Source organism: Ruegeria sp. BG9 (assembly GCF_056538305.1).
Window position 1 is genome coordinate 295,521 of the sequence record NZ_JBQFSY010000001.1, and the last position, 19,335, is coordinate 314,855.

Below are 19,335 nucleotides of genomic sequence, written 5' to 3' on the forward strand. Positions count from 1 at the left end.
TTTGAGTGATACGCGAGCCTGTGGCCGGGCGATCAATCATGACGGTTCATTGGGAAGAACCCTGCCAAGCAATTATTTGTCTGACAATAAAAAGATTGCGGCCCGAGATTGCCCCGGGCCGCGTTTCACCACGTCAATTGCGGTGACGCAGGGCATAGGCGACCAAGGCCGCAGTCGAGCCGTCCTTGTCGTCCGCGCTTTCTTCTCCGTCCACGATCGGCCCGAGTGAGGTGGCAAGTTCTTTGCCCAGCTCGACGCCCCATTGATCGAAGGAATTGATGCCCAGAAGAACGCCTTCGACGAACACCCGATGTTCATAAAGCGCTATGATCTGACCCAACACAAACGGCGTCAGTTTGGGGTAGATCAAGGTGGTCGAGGGCCGGTTGCCTGGAAAGACCCGATGCCTCGCCTGACGGTCGAGTTCATCGCCCGTCAAGCCTTTGGCCGCCATTCGGGCGCTGGCTTCGTCAAAAGACCTGCCGCGCATCAAAGCCTCGGACTGCGCGAGGCAATTGGCCAGAAGCAGGCGGTGGTGATGGGCCAGTTCAGGCTCATGCCCTTCGGCGGCGACCATGAATTCGCAGTGGATTACGTCGGTGCCCTGATGGATCAGCTGGTAGAAGGCATGCTGGCCATTGGTGCCCGGCTCACCCCAGACAACAGGCCCGGACGGCACTGTCAGCGCGCTGCCATCCATTGCGACCGATTTGCCGTTCGATTCCATCTCAAGCTGCTGGAAATAAGCCGGCAAGCGCAGCAGCCTCTGGTCGTAGGGCAACACCGCTCGACTGGCATGGCCCAGCACCTGACGATGCCAGATTCCGACCAAAGCCAGCATAACCGGAACGTTCTCGGCCCAATCGGCCGAACGGAAATGCATGTCCATCGCTTGCCCGCCCCGCAGGAACGCATCGAACGCGTTCGAGCCGATCGCGACCATAACCGGCAAACCGACAGGACCCCAGACAGAATAACGCCCTCCGACCCAATCTGCGAAACCGAATACGCGGTCCTCGGGGATGCCGAAGTCCTGCGTTTTGTCCAACGCGCTTGAGACGGCGGCGAACTGCTTGGCGGGGTCTCCTCCGCCCTCGCTCATCCATGCCCGCGCGGTGCGGGCGTTGGTCATGGTTTCAATCGTCGTGAAGGTTTTCGAGGCCACGATCACCAGTGTCCGGGTCGGGTCCAACTGCCGCAACGTATCCGCGATATGCGCGCCATCGACGTTCGAGACATAGTGCAGACGCGGCCCATCATGGTAGGGCGACAGCGCATGGGTCGCCATCACCGGCCCCAGATCCGAGCCTCCGATACCGATATTCACCACATCGGTAAAGCTGCCCCCTGCCCCGGCAGCGGTGCCTCCGCGCACCTCCTCGGCGAAGACACGCATCCGCTGCAAGGTGTCCAAAACGTCCGGCATCACATCCTGACCATCGACCCGCACCGCGTCGCCGTCCAGGTTTCGCAACGCCGTGTGCAACACCGCGCGATCTTCGGTCTCGTTGATTTTCTGGCCAGAAAACATCGCCTCGCGGCGTGCTTCCAGATCGGCTTGGTCACATAGTTGGATCAGAGCATCCCGGATCTCGCCGCCGATCTGCGTTTTTGAGTAGTCGAACAGCATATCGCCGGTTGAGGCGGAGAAATTCTGTGCCCGATCCGCGTCCGCCTCGAACAGGTCGAGAATGCGGGCCTGTTGCGATGCTGCCAGTGCTTTCAATCTATCCAGCTGCATGGCTCACTCCGCCCAATGAACGGTCATGCCGCCCAACACAGCCGCAATTGGGGCCTCTTCGGGGGGTAGAGACATGGCCTTCTCCAGCGCTTCCCGCTTCTCGGCGCCGTAGATGATCAGATGTTTCGACAAGGCCCCATCTAGGACCGGAGCCGTCAGGGTGATACGCGGTTCCGGTTGCACATCCGTCCTCGCCACGGCCAGTGTCGGCGCGTTGCTGTCCAGCGCCTCAGCCAGCCCCTGCATTCCTGGAAACAGTGAGGCTGTGTGCATATCGCCTCCCATCCCCAACACCAGTACCGACAAAGGCAGAACCGGTGCGATCAATGACTCGATCTCAGGCAGAGCGTCCTCGGGTGCGGCCCCCGGGACGTAGAGCGGCACGTATTGCGCCACCGAGGCGCGGTTGGTCAGAAGGCGTTCGCGGATCAGACGCTCGTTCGAGCGGTCACTGTCCGCAGGCACACAGCGTTCGTCGGTCGGCAGCACGCGTATCCGCGCCCAGTCCAGATCTGCGGCACAGAGGACATCGAAAACCGGCCCCGGAGTCGTTCCGCCCGGCACCGCAAGGGCCACCGTGTCGTCATGCAACAAAGCGGCCTCTAATTCTCCGGCCAATGCGTTGGCCACGTCGATCGCCAACATGTCGCGGTCGGCATATTCCTGAATATTCATGGCTTGATTCCTTGCCAGTGGCGACCGTCTCGTTTCATCAGCAGCTCGGCGTCGCCCGGCCCTGTGCTGCCACTGTCATAGGGTTTGGGGACATCGCCCCGCGCCTGCCATCCGGCGATGATCGGATCGGTCCAGGCCCAGGCGGCCTCGACCTCATCACCACGCATGAACAGGGTCTGGTTGCCCCGGATCACGTCCATGATCAGCCGTTCATAGGCATCGGGCGGGTCCTGATTTTCCGGACCGAGCGCCTCGGCAAAGCTCATATCTAGCGGGACGTCGATCAGACGCATTCCACCTTGCCCCGGCTCTTTGATGGTCACCTTCAAGGTGATCCCCTCATTCGGTTGCAACCGGATCGACAAGGCATTGGCGTGTCGCCCTGCTGCCTCGCCAAATATCGAATGCGGCGCGTCCTTGAATTGCACGTTGATCACCGAGGACCGCGCCACCAGCTGCTTACCGGTGCGCAGGTAGAACGGCGTCCCGGCCCATCGCCAGTTGCTGATATGCGCCTTCAAGGCCACGTAACTTTCCGTGGTCGAGCGGGGATTGCCGACAACCTCGCGATAGCCTGACCCTTCAGCCTCGGCGGCGAACTGCCCGCGTACAATGTGGTGCGGCTCAACCGGATCAAGCGCGCGGATGACCTTGAGCTTTTCGTCGCGTACAGCGTCCGGATCGAACTTGGCGGGTGGTTCCATCGCGATAAGGCAGAGCAATTGCATCAGGTGGTTCTGCACCATGTCGCGCATGGCTCCAGCGCGCTCGTAATAGTCTTCGCGCCCTTTGACGCCCACCGTTTCGGCCACGGTGATCTGGATGTGATCCACGTATTGGCTGTTCCAAAGCGGCTCAAACAGCATGTTGCCAAACCGCACGGCCATCAGGTTCTGGACGGTTTCTTTCCCCAGATAATGGTCGATCCGATAAATCTGCCCTTCGTCGAAATGCGCCGCCAGCGTCGCATTCAAATCCCGTGCGCTGTCCAGATCGTGGCCAAAGGGTTTCTCTACCACGATCCGAGTATCCTCGGTCGCAAGCGCATGCGCGCGGATACGTTCGGCCAGAGGGGCAAACAGGCTGGGACCGACCGAGAAATAGAACGCCCGCACGCGGTCCGGGGTCAGTTTGCCTGCAAGCTCATCCCACCCGCCGGTTGAGAGCGCATCCAGCCGGACGTAGTCGAGGCGCTGCAGGAAACCTTGCAGATTCTCAACCTCGCCCGACCGTCTGGGCGCATAGCTCCGCAACGACTCGGTCACGAGGGTCCGGAACGCATCCGTCGAAAGCTCACTGCGCGCCGCCGCAATGATACGTGCGCTTTCGGGCCATTGCCCCGCGCAGAATCTGCGAAACAAGGCGGGCAAGATCTTGCGCTGCGCAAGATCTCCGGTGCCGCCGAAAATGACCAGATCGAACGGATCGACAGGAATGACGCGTGAAACCATGAGTTGTCCTTAACCTGCCCCTAAGGTCATGTCCAATGTTAGCGCAATCATAATGCTTCTTTTTTCCATCGCATGACCCGAAAACGCCTCTTATTCGATGGGTTCAGCCAAAGTAATCCAAATCACTGAGGGACGCGGCGGTTTTCCGATATAGATGTAACAGGATCATTCCGGTTTGGGTTGTTGAGATGAACAAGTTTCTGTTTTTTCTGTTTGCATGTTTTGCCGCCCCGCTATGGGCGCAAGAGCGTTTGGCGCTGGTGATCGGCAATGATAAGTACAACTCGGTCGTTGATCTGAAGAAAGCTGTCGCCGACGCCGAGGCCGTTTCCGACAAGCTGGAAAATCTGGGTTTTGAAACCATTGAAGGTCTGAACCTCGACCGGCGCGGCATGAACCAGAAAATCGCAGACTTCACGGCCCGGCTGGAGGCTGGCGATACCGCTTTTGTGTTCTTTGCCGGTCACGGCGTTGAGATCGACGGAGAGAATTACCTGCTGCCCACCGATATTGTCGCGCCCTCGTCCGGCGAGACCGATTTCGTGAAGTCCGAATCCATCGCCCTGTCGAACCTTTTGGACCGCGTCCGCGCCACCGGTGCGCGCACTTCCATCGCGATCATAGACGCCTGCCGCGACAATCCGTTTGAAACCGTTTCCGGGCGCAGTGTCGGGCGTACTCGCGGCCTGGGGCGTATCAACGCGCCTGAAGGTATGTTCGTGATCTTCTCAGCCGGGGCCGGCCAGATGGCGCTGGACCGCCTGAGCGATGATGAACCCGCAAAGAACTCGGTCTTCACCCGCGCATTGCTGCCGCGCCTGTCAGAACCGGGGCTTGAGCTGCGCAGCATGGTCTCAGACCTGCGACGCGAGGTGCGCGATCTGTCCCGCACCGTTCAGCATACGCAGATCCCGGCCTATTATGATGAACTGTTGGGAGAGTTTTATTTCACCCCAGCTGTCGCGACAGTGCCGCTGAACGCACCTACGCCCCCGACGGATGACATGCGCGCCGATCTAGAGCTTGCGCGCTCGGTCGGAACCGTGAACGCACTGGACGCATTTCTTGAGAAGTACGAAGATCAGTCCGAGAACTACTCCTACGAGGTGGCTCTGCAATTGCGCGACAGCCTTGCCTCGGTTGAGCTGCCAATCGAGACAGAGCGTACTCCGGCCCCCGAAGCCCCAGACACCCCGATCATTTCAGATTCGCGCGAAGTGATGCGCGCCACGCAATCGGCCCTGAACGCGCTGGGCTGCAGTGCCGGAGGTGCAGATGGTGTCGCTGGACCGCGCACCCGTCAGGCCTTTGCGCGCTACCGCGAGGCGAGCGCGTCGCAATTGGGAGCGGATGATTTGGGAACTCAGCACGCATTGGAAGAGTTGCAGGGCAAAAGCGGCAAGATCTGCAAGGTCGTCGCTGCACCGGCACCCACACCGGCCCCTGCACCGTCTGTTTCCACGAGCCTTTCTATGGCTGGCACATGGCAGTTCAAGGCCACCTGCGCGGTGGTCGTCAAAGTGACCGGAACGGTGCGCTACTCCCATGCCGGTGGCAACAAATACACCGGAAGCCTCACCGACTCGCTGGGTCAAAAAGCCAACACGGTGATCTACGTGAATGACCAACAGATCAGCGGCACCGACTATTTCCCCGGCATCACAGTTCAATGGCGCGGTCGTCTGGCTGAAGATGGCAACAGCTTCACCAGCTCGGGCTCAACCGGGTGTTCGGTCTACGCTTGGCGGGCGGGATAAGGCGTCAGTTCACGCGGAACTCACCCACCATATTGCGCCACTCCCCCGGCGCGATCATCTTGCGATGGGTGAATTTGACCGAGTGCAAAGGCCCCTCAATCTCTCGTTGCCAAAAGTCGATGAATTCGAACAGTTTCGGATGATCCGGCGCCAGATCATATTCCTGCCAGATGAACGTGTTCAGGACATGGATATAGTCGGGCATACGGTAGAAGAATTCCGCCGTCGTCAGACCGTATCCCTTCAGCATTAATTCGGTTTCGCTTTGCTGCATTCAGACCTCCGATTTCATTCAGGGTCTCTCTATGATAGCAGCAAAACCACCTAACATTTGGATAACAAGATGTTACCCGAGTGTTACTTTGGATTTTCACGCGCGGATTCGTTGCTTGCTTGCACCTTATGTGCTGGGTCTGATAGAGTAGAACCACAAAATATAGAGTCTGCACAAGAAACGAGCAGTTTACGTGAGCGATACGCCAGAAACACCTGAAAACATGGATGAAACCCCGCCCGAGCGCCCTGTCTATGACGGCCCGACGGTCTCCATCGAATCCGAGATGCGCACGTCCTATCTGGACTATGCCATGTCGGTCATCGTTTCCCGCGCGATCCCCGATCTGCGCGATGGACTGAAACCCGTGCATCGGCGGATTTTGTACGCTATGCACGAGACGGGTAACACGCATGACAAGGCCTATCGCAAATCAGCCCGTCCGGTCGGCGATGTGATGGGTAAATACCACCCGCATGGCGATAGCGCGATCTATGATGCGCTGGTGCGGATGGCGCAGGATTTCTCGATGTCGCTGCCGTTGCTGGACGGTCAGGGCAACTTTGGCTCGATGGACGGCGATAACCCGGCGGCCATGCGCTATACCGAAGTGCGGATGGACAAACCAGCTGCATCCCTGCTGGCTGATATCGAAAAAGAGACGGTCGATTTTCAGGACAACTACGACGGCAAAGACAAAGAGCCGACCGTCCTGCCCGCCCGGTTCCCGAACATGCTGGTCAATGGCGCTGGCGGGATTGCCGTGGGTATGGCGACGAATATCCCTCCACACAATTTGGGCGAAGTGGTCGACGCCACGCTGGCGCTGATTGACGACCCGGACCTGACGTCCGAGCAGTTGATCGAATACGTCCCCGGTCCCGACTTTCCGACCGGCGGCGTCATGTTGGGCCGCTCCGGTGCGCGCAAAGCTTATCTGGAAGGCCGCGGCAGCGTCATTATCCGAGCCAAGACGCGGGTCGAAGAACTGCGCAAAGATCGCTACGCCATTGTCGTGGATGAGATCCCCTATCAGGTGAACAAAGCCTCGATGATCGAAAAGATCGCCGAAGCGGTGCGCGAAAAGCGCATCGAAGGCGTAGCGCACGTGCAGGACGAATCCGACCGCAACGGCGTGCGTGTCGTGGTTGAGCTGAAGCGCGACGCAACGCCCGAAGTGGTGCTGAACCAGCTTTATCGTTTCTCGCCAATGCAGACGTCGTTTGGCTGCAACATGCTGGCCCTGAATGGTGGTCGGCCCGAGCAACTAACCCTGCGCCGGTTCCTGACATCCTTCATCGACTTCCGCGAGGATGTGGTAGCCCGCCGCACCGCATACGATCTGCGCAAAGCGCGCGAGCGTAGCCATATCTTGTGTGGTTTGGCCGTGGCCGTCTCGAACGTGGACGAAGTGGTTGCCACCATCCGTTCGTCGGCGGACGCGGCTGAGGCACGCGAGAAACTGATGACCCGCCGTTGGCCTGCGGCCGAGATCGAAGGCTATCTGCGCCTGATCGACGACCCGCTGTCCAAGATGAACGATGATGGCACCTATAACCTGACCGAGGTTCAGGCCCGTGCGATCCTCGAGTTGCGCCTGCAGCGCCTGACCCAACTGGGCGTCAAAGAGGTCACGGACGAGCTAGAGCAACTGGCTGCCAAGATCAAAGAATACCTGGATATCCTCTCCTCGCGCGAACGCATCATGTCGATCATCGGCGATGAGCTGCGCGAAGTACGAGATCAGTTCGCGGTACCCCGTCGCACCGAGATCGTCGATTGGTCCGGCGACATGGAAGACGAGGACCTGATCGAACGCGAAGATATGGTCGTGACTGTCACCTCGGGCGGCTATATCAAGCGTACGCCTCTAGCCGATTTCCGAGCGCAAAAGCGTGGCGGCAAGGGCCTGTCGGGGATGCAGACCAAGGAAGAGGACGTGGTCACCACCCTCTTCGTGGCCAACACCCATACGCAGCTACTGTTCTTCACCACCGATGGCATGGTCTACAAGCTCAAGACCTGGCGCCTGCCGCAATCGGGACGGACCGGCAAGGGCAAGGCGATCGTCAACATCCTGCCGATCCCGACCGGAGTCTCCATCGCTGCGATCATGCCCGTGGATGTACCGGATGAGGAATGGGAGAACCTTCAGGTCGTCTTCGCCACTAGCGCAGGCACAGTGCGGCGTAACCGCCTGTCGGACTTCACCAATGTGAAGCGCAACGGCAAGATCGCCATGAAGTTCGAGGATGAGCATGCCGAGACGAAGCTGATCAACGCGCGCATCTGCTCGGAAGAGGATGATGTGATGCTGGTCACCAAATCCGGCCGTGCAATCCGCTTCCCGACGACCGATGTGCGGGTGTTCAACAGCCGCTCCTCGGTCGGTGTGCGTGGTGTGCGCCTCTCCGGCAATGACGAAGTGGTTTCGATGTCCGTCATCCGCCATTTCGATGCGACCTCGGATGAGCGGGCCGCATATCTCAAGATGCGCCGTCTGATGGCTGGCGTCACCGATGAGGCCGAGGGCGATGAGGATGAAGGCAATGCCGACAGCGTTCTGCCTCAGGAACGTTATGCCGAGATGTCGGCCGCGGAGAACCTGATCCTGACTATCACAGCGGGCGGCGCAGGCAAGCTGAGCTCCAGCCACGACTACCCCGTCCGCGGACGTGGCGGCATGGGCGTTGCGGCGATGGACAAAGCAATGCGCGGCGGAGAGCTTGTGGCTTCCTTCCCGGTCGAGATTGATGACCAGATCATGCTGGCCACTTCAAAAGGTCAGTCGATCCGCGTGCCGGTCGATGGCATTTCCTTCCGGTCCCGCAGCGCCGGCGGCGTGCGGGTATTCAACACCGGTAAAGGCGAAGTGGTCGTCAGCGTCGCCTGGATCGCCGATCAGGGCGATGAGGACGAGGCCGAAGAATAATCTTTCGGCTAGAGCACATGAAACAGGCGCTAACCGGACCCGGGCAGCGCCTGTTTTGATTCAGTGCCCAATAGATCAGCCACAGCCCAGAGCCGATCCTGACCCCAAATGCTCTGACCGTCGACGTGGAAGCTGGGAACACCCCAAAGGCCAACGTCTTGCAGCCTGTTTTGGTTCTGCTCAACCCGCCGACGCCAAGTCTGTGATTTCAGCTCATCGCGCGCTTTGGCCCAATCCAGACCGGCGGCCCTGACAATATGGGATAGCCCCCTATCACTCGCCGCGTCCGCACCCTCGGACCAGACCGAGCGCATGAAAGCAGAACAAAACGTGGCCATCCGACCTTCGGATTCGGCGTAGTCGAACAACGCATAACCGCGCTCGACCCCCGCGCCCAGAGGGTCGCAGATACGGCCAAACGGGATACCCAGCCGCCGTGCCTCACGCGTGCAATCCTGAAGGATGTATCGGGATTTCGCCTTTGGCACTGGCAAGCCGCGCATCAGCATCGGCAGCACCGGACGCAGGATCAGTTCAGCCTTGTAGTGTTCTGCCAAGTGCTGGACCCGGCCAAAAGCCAGAAAAGAATACGGGCTGCGGAAGGAGAAAAAGAACTCCAGAGTTTTTGGGGTGTCCCCTTGGTGGTCAAACACCGGCTCTGGGGGCGGCACCAGAAGGGGGCCGGTGCCCAGCCCGGCGCTTTGTAACCTGTCTTCAAGATAGTGCAGTCGGTCCACACCCCAGTAAAATTCACCGCCATAGTAAAACGTGCCACCCAGGTAGTGTCCCATCGCGCGCAACGCCTGATCCCCGGCGCGCATAGGAGCGGCGGGATCACTCTGTTTGCCCGCAGGTAAATCCCGCCCAGCCCATTGGGCGGCGCTAATGGCTTTGAGATGTTGCGCGAAATCCGGCTCTCCAAGATGGGCGGCCAGATGAGCGTTGACCTCTGGCGGCAAGCCAGCCGCCTTTGGCGCGTCCAAACCCAGCTTTTGCGCCAAGCGCGTTGCATCTTTGAGCGCGTTCTCGCGATGCGCTTTCGGATCAGGAACCGCCTCTGCTGGCGGGCCTGAGATCAAATGCGGGCGCAGCGCAAGGTCATAGCGCGCCTCGAATGCTGGCAAAACCCGAGCCGTCAGTGAGCAATACGGGTCTGATGCATCGTGGAAATAGTGAACTTCGTGCTGCGCGCCGCGTGCCCTTCGGCCCAGATCATGCAGGCCACGACGCGCGTTTTGCAGCCCTCGGCTGGTGATGATCTGGGCCAGCCGGGGTTTTACCAAAGATGTGAAGGGCACAGTCGTCTCCACCGGGGTCAGATGCCCTACCCTAGCCAATCCCGCGCGGAACACCACGCGGGCACACGGCAACGTGAGCAGCCCTCGTTACAGCCCGTAGAGCGCACCGAATTTCTGCTCGAGATAACTCAGCAGCGGGTCCGGCCCAGGTTCAACACCGCTTGCACGCTCAATGACCTCACGCGGGGCGTAGAGCCCGCCAAATTGCTGCACATTCTCGCGCAGCCACGTGGTCGCACCTGAGGTATCACCTTCGGCCAATTGCCCATCCACTCCCGGCACGGCGCCGCGCAGCGCCTGATAGAGACACCCAGCATAAACGTTGCCCAGCGAGTAGGTTGGGAAATAGCCGAACAGACCCACGGACCAATGCACATCCTGCAAACACCCGTTCGAGGGTTTGTCGACCGCATAACCGAAATCCGCCTTGAAGCGGTCATTCCACGCGGCCTCAAGGTCCGAGACCTGCAGGTCTCCGGCCATCAACGCGCGCTCCAGATCAAAGCGCAGCATGATGTGGAGGTTGTATTGCACCTCATCCGCCTCGGTCCGGATATAGCCGTTCTGGACATGGTTCACGGTCGCGTAGAAGGCATCGGCATCCGCGATCCCGAAATCTCCGAAGGCGTCGCGCATCTGGGTGAAGAGCCATCCGGTGAAGGCACGCGAGCGGCCAAGCTGGTTTTCATAAATCCGGCTTTGGCTTTCATGCACGCCCATCGACACGCCCTGACCCAGAGGCGTCAGCGCGTAGTCTGGGTTGATACCCTGTTCATAGGCGGCATGGCCGACCTCATGAATAGTTGAGTAGAAGCAGTTGAACGGGTCAGTCGCGCTGGTCCGGGTCGTGATCCGCACGTCAGAGCCACTGCCCGAGCTGAACGGATGCACCGCCTTGTCAACGCGGCCTCGGTTCAGGTCATAGCCGAACGCAAGCGCCAGTTTTTGTGACAGGCGCATCTGTTCGGTTTCGTCGAACGAACCCTCCAGCGCCTTGGGGGCGGGCCGATCCAGAACCGCTGCTCGCAGTGCAACCAAGCGGGGACGCATCTGATCGAAGATCTCGGCAATCTGGGCGCCTGTCGTATAGGGCTCATAATCCTCGACCATGGCGTCGTAGACGTCACCGCCTTGCGCCAGCGCGGCCCCTTCCTCGCGTTTCAGCGAGACGACTTCTTCCAGCACGGGCAGGAAGGCCGAGACGTCCTCATCCGCACGCGCCTGCGCCCATTTGCCTTGCGCGGCAGAGGTGACCCGAGCAAGAGCTTTGGCCAGATCGGCGGGAACTTTGATGGTGCGTTCATAAGACCGGCGGATCTCACGCAGCTGGGCCTGACCCGAGGCATCGCTCGCGTCGGCTTGGTCCAGCCATTCGGCCACGCGCGAGTCGGATTTGCGGGCGTGCAAAACGGCCTCGATCGCGGCCATTTCCTCGGCCCGTTGCGGGGCAGCTCCGCGCGGCATCATGGTCTCCTGATCCCAGCCAAGCCGGCCGGCAATCTGACCAAGAGCCGAGGTTTCACGTTGAAAGGCCATCAGGTCGTCAAAGGCGCTCATCGGGTCACGCTCCACGGATTGAGGTTGCAATGGGGTAGCCGCTCAGGAAGCGGGCGCGCAGGATCAGGGTCCAGACCACGACGGCCATGAACTGGTGGAAAATGGCGATCTGCCAAGGGGCTGCGTAAACGACCGTGACGATACCGACCACCACCTGCAGCGACAGGGCCGCAAAGGCTGCGTTGAAGGCGAAACGGGTCTGCGGGTGGGCGCTGCCCTGCCCCCGACGCCAGACGATGATGGCAAAGATGAACAGCAGATATCCCGCGCAACGGTGGATGAACTGCACCAGACCGGGGCTTTCGAAGAAGTTGCGCCACATCGGTTCAAGCATGGTCGCATCAGGCGGCAATAGCTGCCCCCCGATCAGGGGCCAGTCGGTGTAGGATCGCCCTGCGTCGATCCCGGCGACCAGCGCACCGATGAGTATTTGTAAAAAGGTGAAATGCAGGAGGCCGGTCGAGAGCGAGTACAGCTTCGCCTCTTTCGCGCGGCGCGCCTGCATCAGGTCACGCTCGTCCCGGCCCAGCTCAAAGATATACCACGCAAGGAACCCAAGGATCACAAAGGCCAAGCCAAGATGCGTCGCCAGACGATAGCTGGCAACGGCCGTCATCCCTTCGCCTTGCGTCACACCCGAGGCGACCATCCACCAGCCGACCGCGCCCTGAACGCCGCCCAAGGCACCGGGGATCAGCAATTTGCCGGTCCAACCCGTGGGGATTTTGCGCGCGATCAGGAAGCCAAAGAAACCAAGCGCCCAGACCAGACCTATCAAGCGGCCCAGTTGGCGGTGGCCCCATTCCCACCAGTAGATGAACTTGAAATCATTCAGCTCCATCCACTGGTTCTGGATGCGCCACTGGTCGATTTCCTTGTACTTGTCGAATTCGGATTGCCAGTCGGCCTCGGTCATCGGCGGGATGGCCCCGGTGATCGGACGCCATTCGGTGATCGACAGCCCGCTATCGGTCAGGCGCGTCAGGCCCCCAACGGCGATCATAACAACGACCAGAGCGAACAGGATCATCAGCCACGCCCGGATCGCCTTGCGTGCCCCGCCCCGGTCCTTGTCGATCATACCGGGTTGAACGGCCTGTTGTTTTTCGGTGTCTGAGACTTCTTCGAAGATGCTGCGCTTTGCGCTCATGCTGTCCTCATATGTCCTGGATTTGGTCGCAAGCTCTGGATTTCGTCGCAAGCTAGGGCCAGTGAGGGGCAAGGTCCAGCCTTACCCTTTGTCTTTCCAACGGACCATCTGACGCATGACACCGTGCAACATCTGCACATCCGCCCGCGTCATCCGCATCCGCGACCACAGGTTGCGCAGATTGGTCTTCATGCCCTCGGCCTTTTCCGGCGGGTAGAAGAAACCGGCCTCTTCCAGCCGATCTTCATAGTGCTCAACCAGCTTCTCGACCTCGATCCCGGTCGCCCAGTCGCCCTTGCCCAGGTCGGTGGCCTCATGCACTACGTCACCGGTCTGACGCATCCACTCATAGGCGGTCAGCAGCACGCATTGTCCAAGGTTGAGCGAGGCATATTCCGGGTTCACAGGCACCGAGATGATGGCATTGGCCTTGGCGATATCCTCATTCTCAAGCCCCGCACGTTCGGGGCCAAACAGAACGGCGACCTTTTCACCCGCGGCTACCTTTTCAGCCGCGATCTGCATGGCGCGTTCCGGGCTGTAGACGGGCTTGGTCAGCCCACGTTGTCGTGCGGTGGTCGCAAACACAAAGGTTGTGTCAGACAGCGACCCCGCCAGATCGTCAAACAATTGCGCCTCATCCAGAAGCCGACCAGCACCGCTGGACATCGCTACTGCCTTCGGGTTCGGCCACCCGTCCCGAGGGGCCACGATCCGCATCCGGTCCAGTCCGAAATTCCACATCGCCCGCGCGGCGGCCCCGATGTTTTCGCCCATTTGCGGGCGCACGAGCACAAAGGAAGGCTGAGAGGTGTCACTAGGCATGTCTGTCTCCGAAAGTTCCGCCTGCTCTAATCACCCAGCCTCATCAGGGCAACCCGATCCTCTTCTTCTGTTCCTAAATACCTCCGCCGGAGGCTTAAAAGTTTGCTTCCCGCGCTCAATCCGCTAAACCGCGCCAAAGAATGAAAGCGAAGGACGCGCTAATGGACACCCCCGAGCAGCCTCAGATCTATCTGATCACTCCGCCGACCATCACGCTTAGCTCCTTCCCCGACCAATTGGCGCGGGTTCTGGACGGGGCCGAGATTGCTTGCATCCGGCTGGCCTTGGCTGGGAACGACGAGGACACGATTGCCCGCGCCGCAGATGCCTGCCGCGAGGTTGCCCATGCGCGCGACGTGGCCATTGTGATCTCGAACCACGTTCTGCTGGCGCAACGGCTGGGGTTGGACGGTGTGCATCTGGACGATGCAGCTCGCTCGGTCCGGGCTGCTCGCAAAGAGCTTGGTGCAGATGCGATTGTCGGCAGCTTTTGTGGGGCCTCCAGCCATGACGGCATGACGGCTGGCGAAGCCAGCGTCGACTATGTCGCCTTCGGTCCAGTAGGCACATCCTCGCTTGGTGACGGGACGCTGGCCGAGAAAGACCTGTTCCAATGGTGGTCAGAAATGATCGAGGTCCCCGTCGTGGCCGAGGGCGGCCTGACCCCAGACCTGATCCGCACCCTGTCCCCGCATACGGATTTCTTCGGCATCGGCAACGAAATCTGGTCGGCCGAGGACCCGGCGGCCGCTCTGAACGACCTGTTGTCCCATATGGCTAGCTGAGTATCAGGGGCTCGGCCAACCAATAGACGGCAATTCCAGCAATCAGGATCGAGGCCAGAACGGATATCCGGCCTCGCATCCTCTCAGATGCCCCGGCAATCAGAGCGGAGACCGCAAAAACTGCGGCAGCTATGGCGTAAAGCGCCACCAGCACCCCGCCCGCATAGCCGGATATTGCGGGCGGCAAATGATCCGGTGGCACCCCAATCGTCGCCAAAGATGTGCTGAGCGTGATCCCGCACAACAATCCGGCCCCGAAAACGGCCAGCAAACGGAATACGGTCAGACGCCTGAGAACCAAATTCCACAGCGCCAAAACGAGGGTTGCAGCCGCAAGCGCCTGAGAGGCCACCGCAGAGGGCAACGCAACCGCGCCATAGACCGAAAGCGCCAGACCGAAGATCAGCCCGAGGGACACAAACAACATCTGCGCCAACAGCGGACGCAGGCTGAGAGTCATAAAGACCAGCGACAGCACAAGGGCGATCTCGTGGTAGCCATGCGGCAGAATGCGGGTCAGCCCCTTGGGCAGAAACACCTGCAGCACCTGTTGCGGGCCGAGCGCGGCACCGCCTTGCAACGGGATCAGCGGGCTGACCTCTCCGGCGACCAGATAGCCCGTGTAGGGTGCGTCGACACGCTGTTGTTTCACAACGGCAGGCCCGTGCCCCTCGGGCCATGTCAGGCGCAGACTGGACGCGCCTTCCGGCAGCGGCGCCGCCAGCAACAGCTTTGACAAACGCGGTGTATCAGGATCGCCGACAATGGGAATGCGCACGCCCTCATAAGACAGGAGGGCCGGGCCTGCGACCTCAACCCTCAGCGTCTCGGCCCAGTCTTTGACAAACGACCGAACCTCAGGCTCTAGCTCTGAGGAGACCCGTCGGCGCAGCTCTCTGTACCGGGCGTCATCGGCGAAATCAGGGCGGGCTTCAGGGTCGAGCCCGGCCAAGAACATCTCGGCATTCAGCGTGACCTCTAGGAACAGAGTGTCAGCCTTCGTCCAGAACTCGACAATCGTCAGAGCGGTCTGTGCCTTCGCGGACAACGCCGAAAACACCAAAAAGACAGGCAAAATCAGGAGGAAACGGAAAATACCGTTCATCTGCGACGCTCATCAATAAAATCATCAATCATATAGGCCGAGTGTCCCGCCGAACGCATCGGATCGCAAGTCGAAACGACCGCGGGCGAGATCACAGAGGCCTTATCTCTGTTACCGCTGACGTTCTGGCTTGCACGGCCCTCAGCGCTGCGGCATGACAGCACCATGACTCAGAACAGTGAAATCCTGTGTATCGGCTCGGTCCTGTGGGACGTGATCGGACGCTCGGCCAGTGCCATGCGGCAAGGATCGGACGTGCCGGGGCGGATCACCCGCCTGCCCGGCGGCGTCGCCATGAACATCGCCATGACGCTGGTGCGGTTTGGCATGACCCCTACCCTACTGACCGCCATTGGCCGCGACCCGGAGGGTGACGAGCTGGTCCACGCTTGCGCCCGGCTCGGCATGGTCACCGACCATATCTACCGCTCGCAAGACCTGCCGACCGATCGCTACATGGCGGTCGAAGGGGCCAACGGCCTGATCGCGGCCATCGCTGACGCCCACTCGCTTGAGGCTTCGGGGGCGAAAATCCTGCGCCCGTTGATGCACGGGCCGCTGGGCTATGAGAATACGCCGTTCGAAGGACCAATTGCGCTGGACGGCAACCTGACGCTGGACCTTCTGGAAGAAATCGCCCAAAGCCCCGCCTTTGCCAAGGCGGACCTGCGGGTTGCACCGGCCTCACCCGGCAAGGCCGAGCGCCTGTTGCCTTTCCTCAAACACGCCCGCGCGACACTCTATGTGAACCTCGAGGAAGCTGGCCTGCTTTGCCAGCGCGAGTTTACCGATTCCGAATCCGCCGCCAAAGGCCTGCTGGACCGAGGCGCTCTGCGCGTTCTCGTCACCGATGGTGGCAATTCGGCCACCGTGGGCTCGGCCAAGGGCGTTCTGACCCAGACACCTCCGTCTGTGCTTGTGACCCGCGTGACCGGCGCTGGCGACACATTCATGGCCGCCCATATCGCTTCAGAATCAGACGGCGCCGACGCGCAAACGGCTTTGACCCGCGCGCTCCACGCCGCTGCAACCTACGTTTCAGGAGAAACTCCGCTGTGATCCCTATCCACTATTCTGTCGAGGTCCGCGCCGCCAAAGACGCAGGCCACCCAATCGTGGCGCTGGAAAGCACCATCATCACCCACGGCATGCCCTACCCTCAGAACGTTGAGGTCGCCGCGAAGGTGGAACAGGACATCCGCGATGCCGGAGCTGTGCCCGCCACCATGGCCGTGATCGAAGGCGTGCTGCATGTGGGCCTTGAACCCGACCAGCTGCAGGCCTTGGGCCAAGCTCAGGGTGTTGCGAAAATCTCGCGCGCTGATATGGCGGCCTGTATCTCGACCGGCGGGACCGGAGCCACAACTGTGGCCGCAACCATGATCGCCGCGCAATATGCGGGGATCGAGGTGTTTGCGACCGGCGGGATCGGAGGCGTCCATCAGGGTGCCGAGACGACGTTTGATATCTCAGCCGACCTGCATGAGCTGGGCCAAACCCCGGTGACAGTCGTGGCGGCGGGTGCCAAAGCGATTCTCGATCTCGCTAAAACGCTTGAGGTTCTTGAAACGCTGGGCGTTCCGGTCATCGCCTATGGCCAGGATGCCTTTCCCGCCTTCTGGTCCGCGCAATCCCCATATGCCGCACCGCTGCGCATGGACAGTGCTGAGGCCATCGCAAAAGCTCATGCGACGCGCCGCGCGCTGGGCCTACCGGGCGGTCAGCTGGTCGCGAACCCAATCCCGGCCGCAGACCAGATCCCGGCCGAGGAGCTGGCCCCGATCATCGCCGCTGCCCAGGCGGATGCAGATGCTCATCGGATCACCGGAAAGGCCGTCACGCCCTATCTGCTGCAACGGATCTTTGAAAAGACCGAGGGCCGTTCACTCACCGCGAACATCGCCTTGGTGCGCAACAACGCACGATTGGCGGCGAATATTGCTAAGGCACTGGTAAACGGCGCGTAAACCTGCCCTATTGCACCGGCGCATCGGACTGCTTAGGTAGTTTCGCAAACCACTCGGACCTGTAATGAACACACCGTTTGACGAAGAGCCCCATCGCCGCCCCGGCCTGTTCTCGCGCCTGCGCGGTTCTTTTCTGACGGGTATCGTTGTCATTGCGCCTGTCTGGCTGACAATCTGGCTTATCTGGTCCGTCGTGGGCTGGATCGACAGCGCCGTTCTGCCGCTGGTGCCGCAGCAGTTCCGCCCCGAGGAATATGTGGGCATCAACCTGCGCGGCGTCGGCGTCATCATCTTCCTGGTGTTCACCGTTCTAGTCGGCTGGATTGCCAAGGGCATTCTGGGCCGGTCTTTCATTTCGTTCACCGAGAGCCTCGTCGATCGGATGCCGATCGTCCGCTCGATCTATTCCGGGATCAAACAGATCTCGGAGACGGTGTTCGCGCAGACCGAACGCTCTTTCGAGAAAGCCTGCTTGGTGCAATATCCGCGGCGTGGCATCTGGGCCATCGGGTTCGTATCGACCACCGCAAGGGGTGAGGTTAGCAATCGCGCCGAAACAGGTGGCAACCTCCTGAGCATATTCATCCCGACAACGCCCAACCCAACTTCCGGCTTTCTGCTGTTCTTCCCGGAAGAAGATGTGATCCTCCTGGACATGTCGATTGAAGAGGCCGCGAAGCTCGTAATTTCGGCCGGTCTGGTCTATCCCAACGAAAAAGACCCGACGCAGCCGCCCGAGTAATCAGCCAAACATTGCGGGCAGATCAACGGTACTATGCTGTCCAAGATCATCTTTGTGACGTGCTAAAAACCCATCTGCCGCGTCGCGGCCCGCGTGCTTCAACTTGTGCAGGATTACCGGATTGGGCACCGTTTTGGTCGCCACAGACAAGCTGTTCATCAGCTCATTATCCGCAATCATGTGGACCAAAACGCGGCTCATCTCACCGGCTTTCAGCTTGCCTTCTTCCAGCAGCCGCTGAACGAAATTGATCGCCCTCAGCTCGCGAAACAGGGATGAGTTAAAGCTGATTTCATTAATCCGGTTCTGGATTTGCTGCGGCGTAACCGGCAACTCGTCCCGTTCCAGAGGGTTGATATTCACGATCACCACATCATCCGGCAAGTCGTCCTCGAACAACGGGTACAGCGCCGGGTTGCCAGTGTAGCCGCCATCCCAATACGCCTCCGTCCTGTCGGTTTCGGGGTCGTAAATCTCAACCGCTTTGAACAGCGTGGGCAAACAGGCGGAAGCCAAAATCGCATTTGTCGAGATCTCATCGCCCGTAAACACACGGATCTTGCCGCTGCGCACGCAAGTCGCGCACACAAACAGACGTGGCCCCTGATCAGCGCAAACCTCATCAAAGTTGAACCGATCCACCACGGATTCCAGCGGGTTCGAATAGAACGGGCCATAGGCATAGGGCGACACCATCCGCGACCACGCATCGCCAATGGAGTAAGGCAGCGAATACTCCATCGCCTGCGCAATGCTCGCAGGCTCAAGCCCCCTGAACCAGTTGGCAATACGCATATCGCCAAGGGCCCCCATGCGTTTCCACAATCCGTCCAGCCGCGCCCGCGCGCCCTCGCGCCCATTTGCAACCATGCCAGACTTGAACGCAGCCCCGTTCAATGCCCCGGCTGAGGTTCCGGTGATCGCCGCAACCTCAATATCCTCTTCATCCAAAAGCCGGTCGAGAACACCCCAGGTGAACGCACCATGCGCTCCACCACCCTGCAAAGCCAGATTGATCCGCTTCATGGTTCCGCCTCTTCATCTAGCCAAAAAATATCCCGGGGGTATGGGGGCAG

The 19,335-nt window shown here is 60.3% G+C and carries 16 protein-coding genes; 6 read left to right on the forward strand and 10 right to left on the reverse strand.

The window, feature by feature from the left end; genetic code table 11:
• Window positions 1-133 precede the first annotated feature (133 nt).
• The 3 genes from pgi to zwf are packed head-to-tail and all read right to left on the reverse strand — an operon-like array spanning window position 134 to window position 3,867.
• On the reverse strand, window positions 134-1,741 hold the full coding sequence (pgi, locus tag ACR0I8_RS01510; protein WP_170688733.1) for a glucose-6-phosphate isomerase: 1,608 nt from the start codon (window positions 1,739-1,741) through the stop codon (window positions 134-136).
• A gap of 3 nt (window positions 1,742-1,744) precedes the next feature.
• The gene (gene pgl / locus ACR0I8_RS01515; RefSeq protein WP_170688734.1) at window positions 1,745-2,416 is read right to left on the reverse strand and encodes a 6-phosphogluconolactonase; all 672 of its coding nucleotides are present in this window, start codon (window positions 2,414-2,416) and stop codon (window positions 1,745-1,747) included.
• On the reverse strand, window positions 2,413-3,867 hold the full coding sequence (gene zwf / locus ACR0I8_RS01520; protein ID WP_170688735.1) for a glucose-6-phosphate dehydrogenase: 1,455 nt from the start codon (window positions 3,865-3,867) through the stop codon (window positions 2,413-2,415). The genes pgl and zwf overlap by 4 nt, the downstream gene beginning before the upstream one ends.
• 188 nt (window positions 3,868-4,055) lie before the next feature.
• On the opposite strand from zwf, the gene ACR0I8_RS01525 reads away from it, so the two are divergent.
• On the forward strand, window positions 4,056-5,624 hold the full coding sequence (locus ACR0I8_RS01525) for a caspase family protein (protein WP_170688736.1): 1,569 nt from the start codon (window positions 4,056-4,058) through the stop codon (window positions 5,622-5,624).
• 4 nt (window positions 5,625-5,628) lie between these two features.
• Here the strand turns inward: ACR0I8_RS01525 and ACR0I8_RS01530 are convergent, their stop codons facing one another.
• A complete protein-coding gene (locus tag ACR0I8_RS01530) occupies window positions 5,629-5,898 on the reverse strand; it encodes an usg protein (protein WP_170641814.1) in 270 nt (89 codons plus the stop codon).
• A gap of 193 nt (window positions 5,899-6,091) precedes the next feature.
• Between ACR0I8_RS01530 and gyrA the strand changes: the two genes are divergently transcribed.
• Window positions 6,092-8,830 carry a DNA gyrase subunit A gene (gene gyrA / locus ACR0I8_RS01535; protein WP_170688737.1) on the forward strand — a complete coding sequence of 913 codons (2,739 nt, stop codon included), beginning with the start codon at window positions 6,092-6,094 and terminating at the stop codon, window positions 8,828-8,830.
• A gap of 29 nt (window positions 8,831-8,859) precedes the next feature.
• Here the strand turns inward: gyrA and ACR0I8_RS01540 are convergent, their stop codons facing one another.
• The 4 genes from ACR0I8_RS01540 to ACR0I8_RS01555 all read right to left on the reverse strand — a co-directional run bounded on the left by ACR0I8_RS01540 (window position 8,860) and on the right by ACR0I8_RS01555 (window position 13,660).
• Window positions 8,860-10,128: a DsbA family protein gene (locus ACR0I8_RS01540; protein ID WP_170688738.1), complete on the reverse strand. Its 1,269-nt coding sequence runs from the start codon at window positions 10,126-10,128 to the stop codon at window positions 8,860-8,862.
• Between the two features lie 87 nt (window positions 10,129-10,215).
• The gene (locus tag ACR0I8_RS01545; protein WP_170688739.1) at window positions 10,216-11,685 is read right to left on the reverse strand and encodes a carboxypeptidase M32; all 1,470 of its coding nucleotides are present in this window, start codon (window positions 11,683-11,685) and stop codon (window positions 10,216-10,218) included.
• 4 nt (window positions 11,686-11,689) lie between these two features.
• Window positions 11,690-12,835, reverse strand: a complete 1,146-nt coding sequence (gene ctaA, locus ACR0I8_RS01550) for a heme A synthase (RefSeq protein ID WP_170688740.1) — start codon at window positions 12,833-12,835, stop codon at window positions 11,690-11,692.
• 81 nt (window positions 12,836-12,916) lie between these two features.
• The gene (locus ACR0I8_RS01555; protein ID WP_170373836.1) at window positions 12,917-13,660 is read right to left on the reverse strand and encodes an RNA methyltransferase; all 744 of its coding nucleotides are present in this window, start codon (window positions 13,658-13,660) and stop codon (window positions 12,917-12,919) included.
• Window positions 13,661-13,821: 161 nt separating this feature from the next.
• Here ACR0I8_RS01555 and ACR0I8_RS01560 point away from each other — a divergent pair, with 161 nt between their 5' ends.
• Window positions 13,822-14,445 carry a thiamine phosphate synthase gene (locus ACR0I8_RS01560; RefSeq protein ID WP_170688741.1) on the forward strand — a complete coding sequence of 208 codons (624 nt, stop codon included), beginning with the start codon at window positions 13,822-13,824 and terminating at the stop codon, window positions 14,443-14,445.
• Here the strand turns inward: ACR0I8_RS01560 and ACR0I8_RS01565 are convergent.
• Window positions 14,438-15,550: a HupE/UreJ family protein gene (locus tag ACR0I8_RS01565; protein ID WP_170688742.1), complete on the reverse strand. Its 1,113-nt coding sequence runs from the start codon at window positions 15,548-15,550 to the stop codon at window positions 14,438-14,440. The genes ACR0I8_RS01560 and ACR0I8_RS01565 overlap by 8 nt on opposite strands.
• 165 nt (window positions 15,551-15,715) lie before the next feature.
• Between ACR0I8_RS01565 and ACR0I8_RS01570 the strand changes: the two genes are divergently transcribed.
• The 3 genes from ACR0I8_RS01570 (at window position 15,716) to ACR0I8_RS01580 (ending at window position 18,259) form a co-directional block, all read left to right on the forward strand.
• Complete coding sequence (locus ACR0I8_RS01570; RefSeq protein WP_170665042.1) at window positions 15,716-16,609, forward strand: PfkB family carbohydrate kinase; 894 nt, start codon at window positions 15,716-15,718, stop codon at window positions 16,607-16,609.
• Window positions 16,606-17,517 (forward strand): pseudouridine-5'-phosphate glycosidase, encoded by a 912-nt coding sequence (locus ACR0I8_RS01575; protein WP_170688743.1) that lies wholly within the window; start codon window positions 16,606-16,608, stop codon window positions 17,515-17,517. Before ACR0I8_RS01570 ends, ACR0I8_RS01575 begins: the two co-directional genes overlap by 4 nt.
• Before the next feature lie 64 nt (window positions 17,518-17,581).
• On the forward strand, window positions 17,582-18,259 hold the full coding sequence (locus ACR0I8_RS01580) for a DUF502 domain-containing protein (protein WP_170638604.1): 678 nt from the start codon (window positions 17,582-17,584) through the stop codon (window positions 18,257-18,259).
• On the opposite strand, the gene ACR0I8_RS01585 is transcribed toward ACR0I8_RS01580, so the two are convergent.
• Complete coding sequence (locus tag ACR0I8_RS01585; RefSeq protein WP_170688744.1) at window positions 18,260-19,285, reverse strand: patatin-like phospholipase family protein; 1,026 nt, start codon at window positions 19,283-19,285, stop codon at window positions 18,260-18,262.
• Window positions 19,286-19,335 lie beyond the last annotated feature (50 nt).